Source organism: Acetobacter sp. A11-2 (assembly GCF_040208445.1).
Taxonomy (GTDB): Bacteria; Pseudomonadota; Alphaproteobacteria; order Acetobacterales; family Acetobacteraceae; genus Acetobacter; species Acetobacter oryzoeni.
Map to the genome: position 1 here is coordinate 2,679,725 of NZ_CP157843.1, position 14,839 is coordinate 2,694,563.

The window sequence follows — 14,839 nt, forward strand, 5'->3', positions numbered from 1 at the left end:
TCTGCATGCATTCAAATCATATCTATTTCGGAATGATATCATAGAGAAATGATTTGCGACTTGACTGCTCGCTACATATTTTTAACATTTCACCACAAAGAAGGCTGCAGATTACACACCTGCTTCAGACAAAGGATTGCAATGTCTCCCCTGCCCGCCTTTTCTGCCTCTGGCGTTATGGCCGCCGCCGCTTCTGGCGCAGAAGGCTTTATTACAAGCCATGGGGGCGATATTGACCGCATTGCTGGCCGCGCGGGGTTAGCTCCAGGCAAGTTGGCCCTGCCCACAGATATGCTGAGCCTGAACGCATATTGCCGCCTGTTTACGGAAGCAGCAAAAGAAACCCAGCACGGCAATCTGGGCCTATGGTTTGGGCAGCAGTTTCAACCTCAAACATTGGGGCTGATCGGGTTTGTGGCGCTTCTTTCCCCTACGGTAAAAGACGCCATTCATAATCTTGCAACGCACTTTATGTATCATCAAAGCTGCACGCACACGCGCCTTGTACAGCAGGGCAACCTATTGCGGCTTGAATACGCCATTACAGATCCAACCATTACAGAACGCCGGCAAGATGCAGAACTCACACTCGGCATGTTCTGCAATGTGCTGCGCTATGCTTTAGGGCCTGCGTGGCACCCAGAAGAAGTGCATTTTGCGCATACACAACCTGAACAGGCACACGAACATCGAAATGCCTTTCAGGCAAATGTTCATTTTGGCCGCCCCACCAATGCACTTATTTTCCGCGATATTGGTTTGGAACGCGCAATGCCGGATGCGCAACCGCATACGCTGGAAATTGTAAAAGCATCTCTTATCTCACTCGCCCGCAACGGGCACAACACACCTCATCCGTACGTATCTTTTAAAGAGCAGGTTTTGTTAGCACTTGAAGAGATTTTACCGGAAGGTGGGCATCTCACCTTATTAGCTACACGCATGAATATGCCTGCCTGGACTTTGCAAAGGCGTCTTGCTGATCATGGAATATCTTATTCTGATCTCGTGGAAACCACACGCTATAAACAAGCGTGTGGTTTACTGGAAAAGCCAGAATATGACATCAGCCATATTTCCAGATTATTAGGATATTCAGAAACCAGTGCGTTTAGTAGAGCTTTTCGCAAATGGAGTGGTGTTTCTCCACGCACATGGCGCCAGCAATACATACCAGCGCCATCCAGCATCTAAGATCAAAAATCCTACGTCTCAGATATTATCTATAAAGGCTGTCAAAAATTCCACCATTTGAGAAATGGTCTTTTTGCAGCTTTGTCCATCCACCAAGGCTTGCAACATCAAAGGTTTCTACCTTAGGAAACACCTGCCCATATTCCGCCAATACTGCTGGGTCTACGGGGCGAAAATAATGTTTGGCACCAATTTTTTGGCCTTCTGGGCTAAACAAAAACTCCAGATACGCTTTGGCAACAGCTTCTGTGCCATGTGCCTTCACATTTTTATCCACCAAAGAAACAGGCGGTTCTGCCAAAATGGTTTGTGAAGGTACAACAATATCAAACTGGTCTGGCCCGATATCACGTGCGGCCATTAATGCTTCGTCTTCCCATGCCAGTAAAACATCACCTAGGTGGCGTTGTACAAAACTGTTTGTTGCACCGCGTGCCCCGGTATCCAAAACTGGAACATGCTTAAACAAGTTTTTCAGATAATCTTTGGCTGCATCTTCCGAACCTTTATTCTGGTGCAATGCCCATCCCCATGCCGCCAGATAATTCCAACGGGCACCCCCAGAGGTTTTGGGGTTAGGTGTAATAACCTGCACACCATCCCGCACAAGATCTGGCCAATCCTTGATGTTTTTCGGATTTCCCTTGCGCACAAGAAAAACAATTGTGCTCGTGTATGGTGTAGAATTGTGCGGCAGACGTGTTTGCCAATCTGATGCGATCAAACCTTTCTGCGCAAGCAAATCAATATCATAGGCCAAACCTAATGTGACCACGTCTGCGGGTACACCTTCCAGAACAGAACGCGCCTGTGCACCAGATCCCCCATGCGCTGTTTTGACAGTGACACTGTCTTCTGGATGTGCCTGATGCCAGACATTTGCAAAAGCTTTGTCTACATCAGCATACAACTCACGCGTGGGGTCATAAGAAACATTCAAAAGGTTGAAAGAGGCTGCCTGTGCCTGCCCAGCATGCATACCCAAGAAGGCTCCACCCCCTAAAGCAGCAGCCCCAACAAGCAGGCGACGACGAGAAAGAGAAAAGTCTTTGTTTTTCATGAGTATCAGACCTTCAAAACAGTTTTTCAGAATGCCGCCTGCACGCGGCCAACAACTGCATTTCCATCGCGCCCAAACAGATTAACGCCACCAGATACACCCTTGGAACGCGTGACAATAAAGTGTGCGTAATCCAACATCACCTTGATATGCCGGTTAGGATACCAGTTAAACCCACCCTGCCAGACTGTTTGCTGGTTGCCGTTAACGCCTTCTCCACCCTGATTTTCCGTGCCGTACAAGTCTGTCACACTCCAGCGCCCACTTACTTCCAGCGCGCCCCAGTGACCGGTGGCCGGATCAAAGTCATACGTTACACCGGGTGTGGTAAATGCTGCCGTTTTCTCACTATACACTCGGGGAGTTCCCAAAAGTGTATAGTTTGCAGCTACATACCAACCATCAAACCCAAGGGAAGGCAAATGCACAGTTTGGGCCTGATGATCACGCTGTACGCCAATATGGTAGTATTCACCTTTCAGCAAAAAGCGCTTCCAGCGTAATGCCAACTGTGGCCCAGCAGCCCAGATTTGCGCAACATCTGTAAGAGCGCCTGATGTTAACAGGCTGGTTTCCCCCAGCGGCACTTCCATATTGTCTGACAATTTCAACTGGCGACCACTACTGTTTTCATTAACCTTGAATACAGAAGTTGCACCGGCACCTACATGCACATCTATGTCTTTTGAAACATAAGGACGACCAGCCGCACGGATAACCGCACCTGTCTGGCTATCAACTATCGTGGTATCCTTGGAACGGTCCCCAAACTTTTGTCCCGTAAAATAACCTGAAACAAGCCAACGTTTTTCGTAATGCTCACCACCAACACTAAAGCGTGCCACGCCACCAGCAAGATTACGCACCAGATCCACAATGGTGGGACGTTCCAGAAACTCAAAAGCGCCAGAACGTTCTGCACTTTCCTCTTCCATACGCGGCTGGAAGTACCCAACTGTTAGCGTTGTATTCCGCAACCCTGTATAATTCAGGTTTGCTTCAAACAAGCCTACGGTTCCATCAACACTGCTGGATCCAAAATCTGGTGTGACGTTCACAACCCAATCTTTATACCGCCATGAAAGATAAAGCCGTAGGCGACGTGCATTCTGTGTTAAAGAATTGAAATTGCCTTTGGTTTCCCCATTGCGTGGGGACATACCAAAACATCCGCCCACATCTTCCTGAGCTAGCAAGCCAATAGAAAACGCGTAGGCTTTATCATCTGATGCAATGGTTGGACGTCCTTTAGGAAAACCAACCTGAATGCCACCAATATGAACTGTTTCTTCCTTTGCTGAAGCAGCCTTGAATTCAGCCCATGAAGCCACAGGACCTTCCGGCAAAGCCGGGTGACCTTCCGCCCCGGTGCGGGGGCCATGATGCACAGGATTTGAAGGTTCTTCTGCAAACACAGGCTGAGGCTCCTCCGCCCCAGCGGCCACAAGGTGCGGGTGCGTAGTGCGGGATGCAACCTTGGCATTGTTGCCCTTACTTTGCGCAATATGCTCATATCGTGAAACGCGCATTTGCAGGCGATGGATTTCACCCTGCATGTCACGCCGCATCATGGCCATTTCACGCCGCAAAGCCGCAACTTCAGCTTCTGATGTTTCTGCATGTAATACGCACGGAAAAAACAGACCTGATATGGCTGTTGTCAGCAAAAAACCAGAGCGAACGGAACCAGTCATTAAGCGCCCCCAACAACCACTTTGGTTGTTTTTAACCCACATGGGAAATACTTGTTGTTTTACTTGAATACGCTTTTACGTATATTATTTCGAACCGAGAACTATTTAGCTTGCAGAAGCCCTTCCTGTCAAAACATAAAACACTGTTTGGAAAGGCTTTTATTTCTGCATACACCCAATAGATCAGTCAGGTTGCTTTAATACACGAAACACCTGTTTTTAGGTGCGTATCCCACCCCGCCCTTGGCTCCCACGACGGAACACGCATGTAACAGACAAGATTGGATTATCCGTTTGCGTAAATCTGCTGTTATGTAAAGATTTTACGCTTTCATGCGCCGCATAAAAACGACGTGTGGAACGATCTGCTTCCAAAATAACAGTACCCAAAAAAGTACCATTCACTTCGATAATCTGAGATTCCAGCATTTTAATGCCTCTGGATAAAGAACACACCCAGCCGGCAAACTGATTATCCGGCCAGATCAGGAAAGGAATACAGGCGCATATTCAAACGCCTTTGCAGCACGACATCGAACCGTGCAGCACATTCGTAAACAAACCGGATACATGCACATCACCCTTTGTGATTCTGCTACGTTGTCACCTGAAAGACATTATGAGCAAACACACAACCACGCAATAATAAACCATTACGAATGGTTATTTTTTTTAACAACAAAAATCTACGCATGTTAATTTTCATTGTTAAATCAATCCTCTAACTAAAAACTCCTGTTCGGAAAAATTTTTATATCAGCAGACACCACCCCTGAGAATCGCAGAAAATTTTTTAACACGTCCATTTTTCGTATTTTTTTATTTCCAGCGATAGGATAGGTTTTAATAACATTCAGCGTAAGGAAAGACTCTCAAAACCCAGCATGGTTTGACCCACAGAGTATGCCGCATGGCATATTCCATCTTCAAAACAAATCATACGTATAACGTGCCGCTACGATGGATTTACCTGCTTGCCTATGTTTTTTCTGCGCCGCCATACTCTGCCCGGCTTTCCGCTTACCTTTGGCATCACGCTTTTATGGGTAGGATTGCTTGTTATTCTGCCCTTGCTGGCCCTTATCTTACGCCCTTGGCAGGATGGCACGGCTGCCATTTTGCAAACCCTACATGATGCCAGGGTATTTGCGGCCTTTCGGGTTAGCTTTGGTTGTGCGCTGTTGGCGGCTTTGCTTGATCTGCCTTTAGGCATTTTGCTGGCATGGACATTAGTGCGGCTTCGTCCCCCGGGCTACAAAATCATTAATGCGTGCATTGATCTGCCTTTTGCTATCCCCACAGCCGTAACAGGTATTACGCTTGCCACTTTGTACGGCCCCAATGGCTGGATGGGAAAGCTGCTGGCCCATGCCGGTTTACAAGTCGCCTTTACGCCAACCGGTATTGTCATTGCCCTCATGTTTGTGGGCCTTCCGTTTCTGGTGCGTACCATCGAACCTGTATTGCAAAACTTTCCATCAGAAGTGGAAGAAGCCGCTTTCCTGCTGGGAGCAACACCTTTTCAGCAATTTTACCGCGTCATTCTGCCCGCCATTCTGCCTGCAACATTAAGCGGTTTTGGGTTGGCCTTTGCACGCTGCATTGGTGAATATGGCTCTGTTATCTTTATTGCAGGCAATCAGCCTTTCCGCAGTGAAATTGCGCCTCTGCTGATTGTTATGCGCCTGCAGGAATTCGATTATTCTGGTGCCACCACTATTGCTGTCATGCTGCTGCTTACCGCCTTGTTCTGCCTTGGTGGTGTAAGCTTCTTGCGCCAGCGCGCCTCACGCGGGCTGATTATGGAAGAAACAAAATGACAACCGTACGTTTTTCCATAAGCCGCTTTATTCTGTGCGGATGCAGTTACGCTATTGTGCTGCTTATGCTCCTGCTGCCACTCGTGCTTATTTTTACAGAAGCGCTGAGGCAAGGAATGCATGCTGCCGTATCTACCTTGCTGGAACCCGATGCTCTGGCCGCCATTCGGTTGACTGCATTTGTAACCGTCATTGTCACCATAACAAACACGCTGGGTGGTATTGCCGCCGCATGGTGCCTGACAAAATATTCTTTTGCAGGCAAACGTTTTCTCATTATGCTCATAGAGCTGCCTATCAGCGTATCTCCCGTTATTGCCGGCCTGATATGGCTTTTGCTGTTTGGGCAGGAAGGCTGGTGGGGCAACTGGTTAACCACCCATAATATGCAAATTGCCTTTGCTGTGCCTGGCATCGTGCTGGCCACCCTGTTTGTTACCTTCCCTTACGTCACGCGCACACTTATGCCCTATATGGAACAGCAGGGCCGCGATGCAGAAGAAGCAGCATTTTTGCTGGGGGCAAATTTCTGGCAAACATTGTGGCAAGTTACCCTGCCAGATGCTCGGTGGGCACTCCTCTCTGGCATTCTGCTCACCACTGCCCGCGCCATTGGTGAATTTGGCGCCGTTTCTGTTGTTTCAGGCCATATTCCGGGTGTGACAGAAACGATGCCACTGCATATCGAGACCCTTTACAATGGATACCAAACAGTAGCGGCCTTCAGCATGGCCGCACTTCTTGCCCTATGTGCCATGAGCACAGTTCTGCTTCGCACACTATTTGAGCATTCTTTTAGGAAACAGCCTTCATGAGCGTTAACCTGCACTCTTTTACACAATATGCTCCTGGTTCCTCCCGCAAGATTTTGGACAATATCAATCTGACAGTTGAAGACGGCGCCTTTATTGCGTTGGTTGGCCCTTCTGGTGCAGGCAAAACATCTTTGCTGCGCGCTATTGGTGGCCTTTCCCCAGTCTATGAAGGGCAGTTGCTGATTGATGGTCTCCCCATTGGTCATGCAGATTTGCCAAAACGTAAAACTGGCTTTGTATTCCAGAACTATGCGCTGTTCAGGCATATGAGTGTAGCACGCAATATTTCCTTTGGGCTGGATGTTCTACCGCGCAAACAGCGCCCAGATCGCACAGCTATTGCCGCCCGCGTGCAGGATCTGCTGGAACTTATTCAGCTTCCACATTTAGCCGCTGCCCGCCCGGATCAGCTTTCGGGCGGGCAGCGGCAACGTGTTGCTCTGGCGCGTGCCCTTGCAACAGAACCCAAGCTGCTCTTGTTGGATGAACCATTTGGAGCGTTGGACCCAATTGTACGCCGCACCATCCGCCGCTGGTTGCGAGAGCTCCATGACAAGTTGGGCCTTACAACCATTCTGGTTACGCACGACCATGAGGAAGCTCTGGATATTGCTGACAGGCTGGTGGTCATGCAGGATGGCCGTATTGTACAGGATGCTGATGCCAATACGCTCAACACATCTCCGCAAACACCATTTGTTATGCAATTTTTGGGTGAGACACTCGAATTTGCGGGGGAAATACAGAATGGGCAGTTTATCCTGGAAGATACTGATGCCCTGCCATTTCCGGTAAGTGAAAAGAACGGCAAAACAACCGTATTTATCCGTCCTTGCGATGTGCAATTTATACGCGGCAAAGGAGCGGCTCATATCCTTTCTCGCAGCCGCAACCCCAACGGGTTGTATCATTATACCGTGCAGACCACGCAAAAAGCGCTTGATATTACAACACCAATGCCAACTGAAATTTCCGAAAGTGAACAATTTGGGTTGGATATTTCACATGGCAAAATCTTCTCAAATCTGCCGTAGGATAAAGCTCTGCCCATAAGCCGGATTGACAGCACAGATTTTATATGTTGCGTTAAAATAACGGTTGATATGCAAGAACTTAGATAACCTTTTGCATTTCTGTATAAATTGATTCTGTATTTTCAATTTATTGTGAAAATACAGAATTTCTATCTGCACGGAATGTTTGTATGCCCGACAAAACCTCCACTCCGCACACAAAACCAGCACATACGGCAGAAGGTTATCATCGCGCCCTCAATAAACGGCAGATCCAGATGATCTCCATTGGTGGCGCGATTGGCACGGGTTTGTTTTTGGGTGCGGGTGGACGCCTGCAAGCCGTGGGGCCCTCGTTAGCCCTGATCTATCTGGTGTGTGGGATTTTCTGTTTTCTCATGCTGCGCGCTTTGGGTGAGTTGGTCATGTATCGCCCTACCAGTGGCAGCTTTGTTTCCTACACTCTGGAATTTCTCGGCCCCAAGGCATCTTACATTGCTGGCGCCATGTCTTTCTTCAACTGGGCCATGACGGGCATTGTCGATATTACCGCTGTGGCGCTTTACATGCATTTTTGGGGCACATTTGCGCACATGCCCCAATGGGTATTTGCCATGCTGGCGCTTTTGCTCATAACCGGCATGAACCTGATTGGCGTGAAATGGTTTGGGGAGATGGAGTTCTGGTTTTCCCTCATCAAAATTGTCGCGCTGGTTCTCTTTCTCATTATCGGAAGTGCCATTTTGGGCCTACGCGTGCCCATAGATCACCATGAAACAGGATTGAACCTGATTACACAGCATGGTGGCCTGTTCCCTCATGGCATTTTACCGGCGCTGGCACTTACCCAAGGGGTTATTTTTGCCTATTCAGGCATAGAAATGATCGGCACCGCTGCTGGTGAATGTCAGGACGTGCGCACCGTTCTGCCCACGGCCATCAATAACGTGATGTGGCGCATTGCCATTTTTTATGTTGGCACGGTTACCTTGCTGGTTCTTCTGCTGCCTTGGTCTGCCTATCAGGCTGGCACCAGCCCATTTGTGACATTTTTCTCGCATCTGGGTATATCGGGCGTGGATTCCATTATGAACATCGTAGTGCTTACAGCAGCACTCTCCAGCCTGAACTCTGGTTTATATTCTACAGGCCGTGTTTTACGCGCATTGGCTTTGAATGGCTCTGCCCCGCGCTATCTGACGCATATGAGCAAACAGTCCGTTCCTTCTGCTGCCATTCTTACAACCGTTGGCATTTACCTTGTTGGCGTTTTTCTGAATTATTTACTGCCTTCGCAAATCTTTGAAATTGTTCTCAATCTGGCTTCTCTGGGAATTATCAGCACTTGGTGCTTTATTTTGCTTAGCCAGATCAAGCTGCGCCAAGCCATTAATGCAGGCCGCATAGCACCTACCGGGTTTGCCATGCCGGGTGCACCATTTACATCTTGGGCAACCATTTTGTTCTTTTGCAGCATCATTGTGCTCATGGCGTTTGATTACCCAACAGGATCATTCTCTGTGGCCTGTATTCCCATTCTGGCCATCATCCTGTTTGTTGGCTGGAAAACCTTCAGCCACAAGCCCATTCACCTTGTTCCCCCCACACAATCTTCCATCACGCTAACCGATGATCTACTCGGAACATCAGACACCCCAAACAAGCAGGGCTAACCATCGCACCCAACTTATTCTTATAGTGCAACCTGTCTTGCAGGCTTTCTTCTTGAGATGAAACGGGCATCACCGTAATATATCCGCGACTGAAAGCGTGGTATTTTCCCCGCGAACGATGCAATATTTATAGTAAGGTGGCCGTAAATGGAGTGGACCGAAGAAATTATCGCCCAGCTCAAGGCATTATGGGCGGAAGGTCTTTCAACGGCAGAAATTGGTAGGCGTCTTTCCATCACCAAAAATGCGGTTGTCGGAAAGGCGCATCGTTTGGGATTGCCAGCGCGGCCATCCCCCATTCGGCGTAATGCCAAGCCCAAAACAGCAGAAAAAGCCGAAGCTCCTGCACGTTCTGCACCACCGGAAGCCGCGCCTGCTCCTGCTGTGGAAGAAAAAGTCGCAAAAAAAGAAAAACCTGCGGCTTCAAGCAAAAGCAAGCCCAAGGCGCCTTTGCGCAGCATTTCTGATCCGGAACCACAAAAACGCCGCGGCCCATCTTGCTGCTGGCCGATCGGTGACCCTGGCACGCCGGGCTTCCACTTTTGTGGTGCCACCCCGATACCGGGCAAACCATATTGTGAGGAACATGCGCAGATTGCCTATGTGTCAGGTTGTGAGACGTCATTGGGATGATGTAGCGTGGGCGATACCGCGTTATGCTTCGTTGTTTTCTTCCGTTTGCAGGGAGACCGAATGATGCTTCAGATCCACCCACAGGCACGCACGACACCGGCTGTCCGGGCTGAGATAGCTCGTTCGTCAGAACCGACATCCGTGCTCGCCAGACGCTACGGGATCAGCGATGAAACAGTCCGCAAGTGGCGCAGGCGTGGTTCGGACGCCTGTCAGGACCGCAGCAGCCGTCCCTGGAGGCTGGCCTGGAAAGCCTCGGAGGAGGAGCGCGCCATTGTCTGTCAGCTTCGGCGTTCTACCGGTTTTGGTCTGGATGATCTGACCTTTGTCTTACGGCATTTCCTGCCGCATCTGAACCGGGACAATATCTGGCGGATACTGAAAGACGCCGGATTGAACAGGCTGCCTCCTGTTCCAAAGGCCGGACCAGTTCGGGGACAGGGAAAGTTCCGCGATTACGATCCCGGTTATGTCCATATCGATGTGAAACATCTGCCAAAATTACAGACAGCAGATGGGGACCGGCGGAAACGTTTTCTGTATGTCGCCATCGATCGCTGTTCCCGTTCAGTGCACCTGGCTGTTTATGACGCGGAAAATGCGGATAATTCCGTTGATTTCCTCAATGCCGTCAAATCGGCCTTTCCTTTCCGGATCACCCATATCCTGACCGATCGTGGCTCCTGCTTTACAGCGGACGCCTTCGAAAAAGCCTGTCATGACATGGGAATCGACCGACGCCGGACCAAGGCTTACTCCCCTCAGACCAATGGAATGGTGGAACGCTTCAATGGCCGTGTCGCTACAGAAGTACTGCAGGTCTGTGTCTCAAACCATGAAGATCTGGAAATTCTGCTCAGAGGCTTCTGTTTCGCCTACAATCATCGCCCGCAGCGTGTTCTGGGCGGCATCGCTCCCGCCCAATGCATCATCTCATGGCTTGAAAAACATCCCGCGTCACGTAATCAAGACTATATCAAACCGGCTGGTCGTGACATCATGAAACAGGTCGACGAAATCCTTGATTACGCCAATGACGTCTCACAACCTGACACCTATGTAAGGCTGCGCGATAGGCGCGATAACGTCGCCTAAATCTATATCTTCTAAAATAATATAAACCCCATCCCCTGAGGGCCTTATAAAGTAGGCCTTCAGGGGCAAGTCAGGGGCGTTATACTCAGCCTTCGGCTGCTGCTGGCTTTTCTGGCGCCGGCGCTGCTGATGAAGAAGAAGGCTTGGAAGCAGAATCACCGCTCAGCATTTCCAGCTGACCTGTAATCTGGCCACCATCTTCAACCTTCAGGCGATGACAGGCTGCCTTGCCAAGCAAACGGCCACTGCCCTGCAGTGTCAGGCTACCACGCGCCGTGAGCGTACCATCAACGGTACCAGCAATTTCTGCATTTTCCACTTCTACACCACCGCGGAACAGGCCACCGGGCTTAACCACCAGTTCCTTGGCTGTAATCATGCTGGATTCAACAGTGCCTTCAACCACAAGACGTTCTGCGTCCTGCACGGTTCCCTGCACGCTAATGCCACGCCCCACCACCAAAGTGCGTTGTTCCGGCTCATCCTTTTTAGGCTGCTGAGGTTGCTGCGGCATACCGCGTGCTGCAGCCGCACCAGGAAACGGCGGCATACCTGCACCGGAAGGAAGAGGGGAACCGGAAGGAAGAGGCGCACGACCCATGGATGAGGTCTCCTTTACTGTATCTGTGTCAGGGCGGGGCGCAGGTTTTGCTGGCGTTCCCGCTGGATTAGAAGAAAAAATGGAACCAAACCCGCCAGCGGAACGCTGCGCGCCCGCCTGACTGGCGGAACCAGACTGCTCAGATGGCCGATTATCTTCGGGCTTACGTCTTTTAAACAAGAAAATCCCCCGCCTTGCTGGCTGTTCACTCTTGGACAGGCCCCACTACTCAGGCACCCGTCCGCATCAAACCGTCTCGCCATGTGCTCATTTTCTTATACAGCCAGGCGGTTCTGCGGCAAGCATTCCATAAGCCCTAGTGTTGCCCTTTTTATGGCAGCACTGTAGCGAAACAGCTGGTATGTGAAATTTTTCAGGAAAATCTGCCGCTATCATGACTGTTTCAGATGTAAAATATGACATCCTCGGCATTGGTAATGCCATTACGGATATTCTTGCCCGTGTAGAACCTGCCTTTCTGCAAAAACAAGGCCTGACCCCAGGTAGCATGACGCTGATTGATGCAGACCAGGCCGACACATTGCAGGCCCTTTTGGCCCCAGAACAGATTATGGGCGGTGGTTCTGTGGCAAATAGCTGCGTTGTGGCTGCTCAGTTTGGCGCACGCGTTGCTTACCTGGGTAAAGTTGCGCGAGATGATGCGGGCAAACAGTTTACCGAAGATATGCGCGGCAATGGTATTACTTTCCCATCTGCGCCGTTGAACACACAGGTTTTTGATAACCTGCCAACAGCACGTTGCATTGTTATGGTAACACCAGACGGGCAGCGCACAATGGCAACCTATCTGGGCGCGTGCACCTGCTTTACGCCAGAAGACGTGCTGCCAGACATGATTGCAGACTCCAGCATTGTGTATCTGGAAGGCTATCTGTTTGACCCACCGCATGCGCAGGAAGCCTTCCGCCGTGCAGCTGCGCTGGCACATACGGCTGGGCGCAAAGTGGCTCTTTCCCTTTCAGACCCATTCTGCGTTGGCCGCCACCGTCAGGCCTTTTTGGATCTGGTGAAAGGCCATGTAGACATCCTTTTTGCAAATGAGGATGAAATCTGCGCTCTGTACGAAACAGAAAACTTTGATGTTGCCGCGCGCCATACCGCGCAGGACACTACCTTTGCTGCGCTTACACGTTCTAGCTTGGGCAGTGTTGTGCTGCACGATGGACAAATGACCAAGGTTGCCCCCGTGCCAACTCAGGTTGTGGATACAACAGGCGCTGGAGATGCCTACGCCGCTGGCTTTATGGCAGGCCTGACATCTGGCCGGACATTACCAGAATGTGGCCGCCTAGCTTCAGTCGCGGCATCTGAAATTATCTCACATTACGGCGCACGCCCACTTTCTAACCTGTGGGAAGAAATGGGCTTCTAAGCCTGATAGCTTTGTGTCTTCCGTTTTTATTTAAACGGAAGACACATCCGTATTTTGTGGAATAGCCACAACACGACCAGACTTTACGCAGAGGGCTATTTTCCCTTCGCACAAAGCCTGAGCTGTTTCACCAAACACCTTGCGCCGCCACCCAGCCAGCACAGCATGAGGCTGGGAAGGATCAAGCGCCAAGGCATCCAGATCATCTGCAGATGCCACTAAGCGCGGAGCGACATCGTGCTTTTCACAGCAAGATGTTAAAAGCACCTTCAACAATGCCACCAACGATGCTGAAGGCCTTGGTGTATCTTTGCTCTTGCTGCGTGGAGAACGCGGAAGTTCCGAGTCTGGCAAAGCCTGTGCCTGCTTGATAGCCTGCAACAAAGCTTGCCCCGTACGCCCTTCTGCCAACCCACGAGAAACACCGCGAACACGCGTTAAAGCTTCAGTTGTTGCTGGCGTCGTTGCTGCAATTTCCAGCAGGCTTTCGTCTTTCACCAGTCGTTGGCGCGGAACATTCACGCGCTGGGCTTCACGCTCACGCAAGGCGGCAATGGCACGCAACACTGCCAGCATACGCCGGTTATTGGTGCGTGCACGTAAACGCTCCCACTGTTTTTCCGGGTCTGGGCGAAATGTGGCAGGGTCTTCTAGCTCGGCCATTTCAGCCGCAACCCAATCCAAACGCTTTTCCTGCTCCAGTTTTTTAACAAGCCGCTCATAAACCAGCCGCAGCCACGTTACATCGCCCGCAGCATATGTCAGCTGGGCGGGAGACAATGGCCGCACAGACCAATCTGTAAAGCGGTGGCTTTTATCAATCATATGTCCGGTTAAAGAACCAACCAGACTGTCATACCCAACCTGATCTCCAAACCCAGCAACCATCGCGGCAACTTGCGTATCAAAAAGCGGAGTCGGCAAGGCATCAAACAGGTGCAGAAAAATTTCCAGATCTTGCCGAGCTGCGTGAAACACCTTCAGCACTGCCGTATCTGCAAAAAGATTTTTCAGCGGGGTCAGATCAATACCTTCTGCCAGCGCATCTATCAGCACGACATCATGAACCGCACAAATCTGAACCAGACAGAGTTCTGGCCAGTACGTTTGCTCCCGCATAAACTCCGTATCAACCGTTACGAAGCTTTCAGTATGAAAGGGTGCAAGAGCCGCCTCTAACTCCTGAGTAGAGGAAATAAGGCGCGCGGGAGGGAATGCAGGGGTTGCTGATCTGGCCATGTTTTTCTTCATACATCCAGACCGTTAGAAAAAGAAGTGACCAAACGTTACACGTGAAACTTGACGAAAAAGCCAAGGCACGGAACATCTGCAAAAAACCACATGTGCAGGAAAACAAAATGACCCCAGCCGATGATGGCCGCGACCAGTTAACCCAACTAGGAAAGCAGGTTGCTGCCCCGCAAAGCCCAGAAGAAGCCATTCTGGAACGTGTGCCCGCCCCTTACCCAGATAAACACTATCTTGTGCGCTTCACCGCACCAGAGTTTACATCGCTTTGCCCCATTACCGGCCAGCCGGACTTTGCACACATTGTTATTGATTATGTGCCGGATAAATGGATTGTAGAGAGCAAATCACTGAAGCTGTACCTCACCAGCTTCCGTAACCATGGTGCTTTTCATGAAGCTTGCTCAATCCAGATTGCGAATACCCTTGTTGAAAGGCTAGCACCACGCTGGCTGAGAATTGGTGCTTACTGGTACCCCCGCGGCGGTATTCCGATTGATGTATTCTGGCAAACGGGTGAACCACCTGCTGGTGTATGGGTGCCTGCACAAGATGTGCCCACTTATCGTGGTCGCGGCTAATTAGGCATAAAAAAAAGCC

14 protein-coding genes are annotated in these 14,839 nt (G+C 50.2%); 9 read left to right on the forward strand and 5 right to left on the reverse strand.

The window, feature by feature from the left end:
- Positions 1-48 precede the first annotated feature (48 nt).
- A complete protein-coding gene (locus ABNV41_RS13125; RefSeq protein ID WP_196332606.1) occupies positions 49-1,194 on the forward strand; it encodes an AraC family transcriptional regulator in 1,146 nt (381 codons plus the stop codon).
- Between the two features lie 25 nt (positions 1,195-1,219).
- Here the strand turns inward: ABNV41_RS13125 and ABNV41_RS13130 are convergent, their stop codons facing one another.
- The 3 genes from ABNV41_RS13130 to ABNV41_RS13140 form a co-directional block, all read right to left on the reverse strand.
- The gene (locus tag ABNV41_RS13130; RefSeq protein WP_050819025.1) at positions 1,220-2,254 is read right to left on the reverse strand and encodes a sulfate ABC transporter substrate-binding protein; all 1,035 of its coding nucleotides are present in this window, start codon (positions 2,252-2,254) and stop codon (positions 1,220-1,222) included.
- A gap of 26 nt (positions 2,255-2,280) precedes the next feature.
- On the reverse strand, positions 2,281-3,948 hold the full coding sequence (locus ABNV41_RS13135; protein ID WP_349934789.1) for a porin: 1,668 nt from the start codon (positions 3,946-3,948) through the stop codon (positions 2,281-2,283).
- A 219-nt stretch (positions 3,949-4,167) separates the two neighbouring features.
- Positions 4,168-4,377: a hypothetical protein gene (locus ABNV41_RS13140; RefSeq protein WP_050819024.1), complete on the reverse strand. Its 210-nt coding sequence runs from the start codon at positions 4,375-4,377 to the stop codon at positions 4,168-4,170.
- Between the two features lie 551 nt (positions 4,378-4,928).
- Here ABNV41_RS13140 and cysT point away from each other — a divergent pair.
- From cysT to ABNV41_RS13170, 6 genes are all read left to right on the forward strand, one after another.
- On the forward strand, positions 4,929-5,768 hold the full coding sequence (gene cysT, locus ABNV41_RS13145) for a sulfate ABC transporter permease subunit CysT (RefSeq protein ID WP_050819023.1): 840 nt from the start codon (positions 4,929-4,931) through the stop codon (positions 5,766-5,768).
- Positions 5,765-6,583 carry a sulfate ABC transporter permease subunit gene (locus ABNV41_RS13150; protein WP_349934790.1) on the forward strand — a complete coding sequence of 273 codons (819 nt, stop codon included), beginning with the start codon at positions 5,765-5,767 and terminating at the stop codon, positions 6,581-6,583. The genes cysT and ABNV41_RS13150 overlap by 4 nt, the downstream gene beginning before the upstream one ends.
- The gene (locus tag ABNV41_RS13155; protein WP_050819021.1) at positions 6,580-7,617 is read left to right on the forward strand and encodes a sulfate/molybdate ABC transporter ATP-binding protein; all 1,038 of its coding nucleotides are present in this window, start codon (positions 6,580-6,582) and stop codon (positions 7,615-7,617) included. Before ABNV41_RS13150 ends, ABNV41_RS13155 begins: the two co-directional genes overlap by 4 nt.
- A 170-nt stretch (positions 7,618-7,787) precedes the next feature.
- Positions 7,788-9,269 carry an amino acid permease gene (locus ABNV41_RS13160; RefSeq protein WP_087651680.1) on the forward strand — a complete coding sequence of 494 codons (1,482 nt, stop codon included), beginning with the start codon at positions 7,788-7,790 and terminating at the stop codon, positions 9,267-9,269.
- A 147-nt stretch (positions 9,270-9,416) separates the two neighbouring features.
- The gene (locus ABNV41_RS13165) at positions 9,417-9,902 is read left to right on the forward strand and encodes a GcrA family cell cycle regulator (protein WP_349934791.1); all 486 of its coding nucleotides are present in this window, start codon (positions 9,417-9,419) and stop codon (positions 9,900-9,902) included.
- A gap of 63 nt (positions 9,903-9,965) precedes the next feature.
- The gene (locus ABNV41_RS13170; RefSeq protein WP_349935112.1) at positions 9,966-10,997 is read left to right on the forward strand and encodes an IS481 family transposase; all 1,032 of its coding nucleotides are present in this window, start codon (positions 9,966-9,968) and stop codon (positions 10,995-10,997) included.
- 85 nt (positions 10,998-11,082) lie between these two features.
- Here ABNV41_RS13170 and ABNV41_RS13175 read toward each other — a convergent pair whose 3' ends face one another.
- Entirely contained in the window at positions 11,083-11,778 is a 696-nt protein-coding gene (locus ABNV41_RS13175) for a polymer-forming cytoskeletal protein (protein WP_196332605.1), read from the reverse strand.
- Between the two features lie 214 nt (positions 11,779-11,992).
- Here ABNV41_RS13175 and ABNV41_RS13180 point away from each other — a divergent pair, with 214 nt between their 5' ends.
- Positions 11,993-12,991, forward strand: coding sequence for an adenosine kinase (locus ABNV41_RS13180; RefSeq protein ID WP_050819018.1), 999 nt, complete (start codon positions 11,993-11,995; stop codon positions 12,989-12,991).
- Between the two features lie 30 nt (positions 12,992-13,021).
- On the opposite strand, the gene rnd is transcribed toward ABNV41_RS13180, so the two are convergent.
- Positions 13,022-14,230 (reverse strand): ribonuclease D, encoded by a 1,209-nt coding sequence (gene rnd / locus ABNV41_RS13185; RefSeq protein ID WP_050819017.1) that lies wholly within the window; start codon positions 14,228-14,230, stop codon positions 13,022-13,024.
- Positions 14,231-14,349: 119 nt separating this feature from the next.
- On the opposite strand from rnd, the gene queF reads away from it, so the two are divergent.
- Positions 14,350-14,820 (forward strand): preQ(1) synthase, encoded by a 471-nt coding sequence (gene queF, locus ABNV41_RS13190; RefSeq protein ID WP_035362188.1) that lies wholly within the window; start codon positions 14,350-14,352, stop codon positions 14,818-14,820.
- Positions 14,821-14,839 lie beyond the last annotated feature (19 nt).

Coding starts and splice junctions, on each gene's coding strand:
- ABNV41_RS13125 (WP_196332606.1), top strand. CDS start 49: ATGATTTGCGACTTGACTGCTCGCTACATATTTTTAACATTTCACCAC.
- ABNV41_RS13130 (WP_050819025.1), bottom strand. CDS start 2,254: ATGAAAAACAAAGACTTTTCTCTTTCTCGTCGTCGCCTGCTTGTTGGG.
- ABNV41_RS13135 (WP_349934789.1), bottom strand. CDS start 3,948: ATGACTGGTTCCGTTCGCTCTGGTTTTTTGCTGACAACAGCCATATCA.
- ABNV41_RS13140 (WP_050819024.1), bottom strand. CDS start 4,377: ATGCTGGAATCTCAGATTATCGAAGTGAATGGTACTTTTTTGGGTACT.
- cysT (WP_050819023.1), top strand. CDS start 4,929: ATGTTTTTTCTGCGCCGCCATACTCTGCCCGGCTTTCCGCTTACCTTT.
- ABNV41_RS13150 (WP_349934790.1), top strand. CDS start 5,765: ATGACAACCGTACGTTTTTCCATAAGCCGCTTTATTCTGTGCGGATGC.
- ABNV41_RS13155 (WP_050819021.1), top strand. CDS start 6,580: ATGAGCGTTAACCTGCACTCTTTTACACAATATGCTCCTGGTTCCTCC.
- ABNV41_RS13160 (WP_087651680.1), top strand. CDS start 7,788: ATGCCCGACAAAACCTCCACTCCGCACACAAAACCAGCACATACGGCA.
- ABNV41_RS13165 (WP_349934791.1), top strand. CDS start 9,417: ATGGAGTGGACCGAAGAAATTATCGCCCAGCTCAAGGCATTATGGGCG.
- ABNV41_RS13170 (WP_349935112.1), top strand. CDS start 9,966: ATGCTTCAGATCCACCCACAGGCACGCACGACACCGGCTGTCCGGGCT.
- ABNV41_RS13180 (WP_050819018.1), top strand. CDS start 11,993: ATGACTGTTTCAGATGTAAAATATGACATCCTCGGCATTGGTAATGCC.
- rnd (WP_050819017.1), bottom strand. CDS start 14,230: ATGGCCAGATCAGCAACCCCTGCATTCCCTCCCGCGCGCCTTATTTCC.
- queF (WP_035362188.1), top strand. CDS start 14,350: ATGACCCCAGCCGATGATGGCCGCGACCAGTTAACCCAACTAGGAAAG.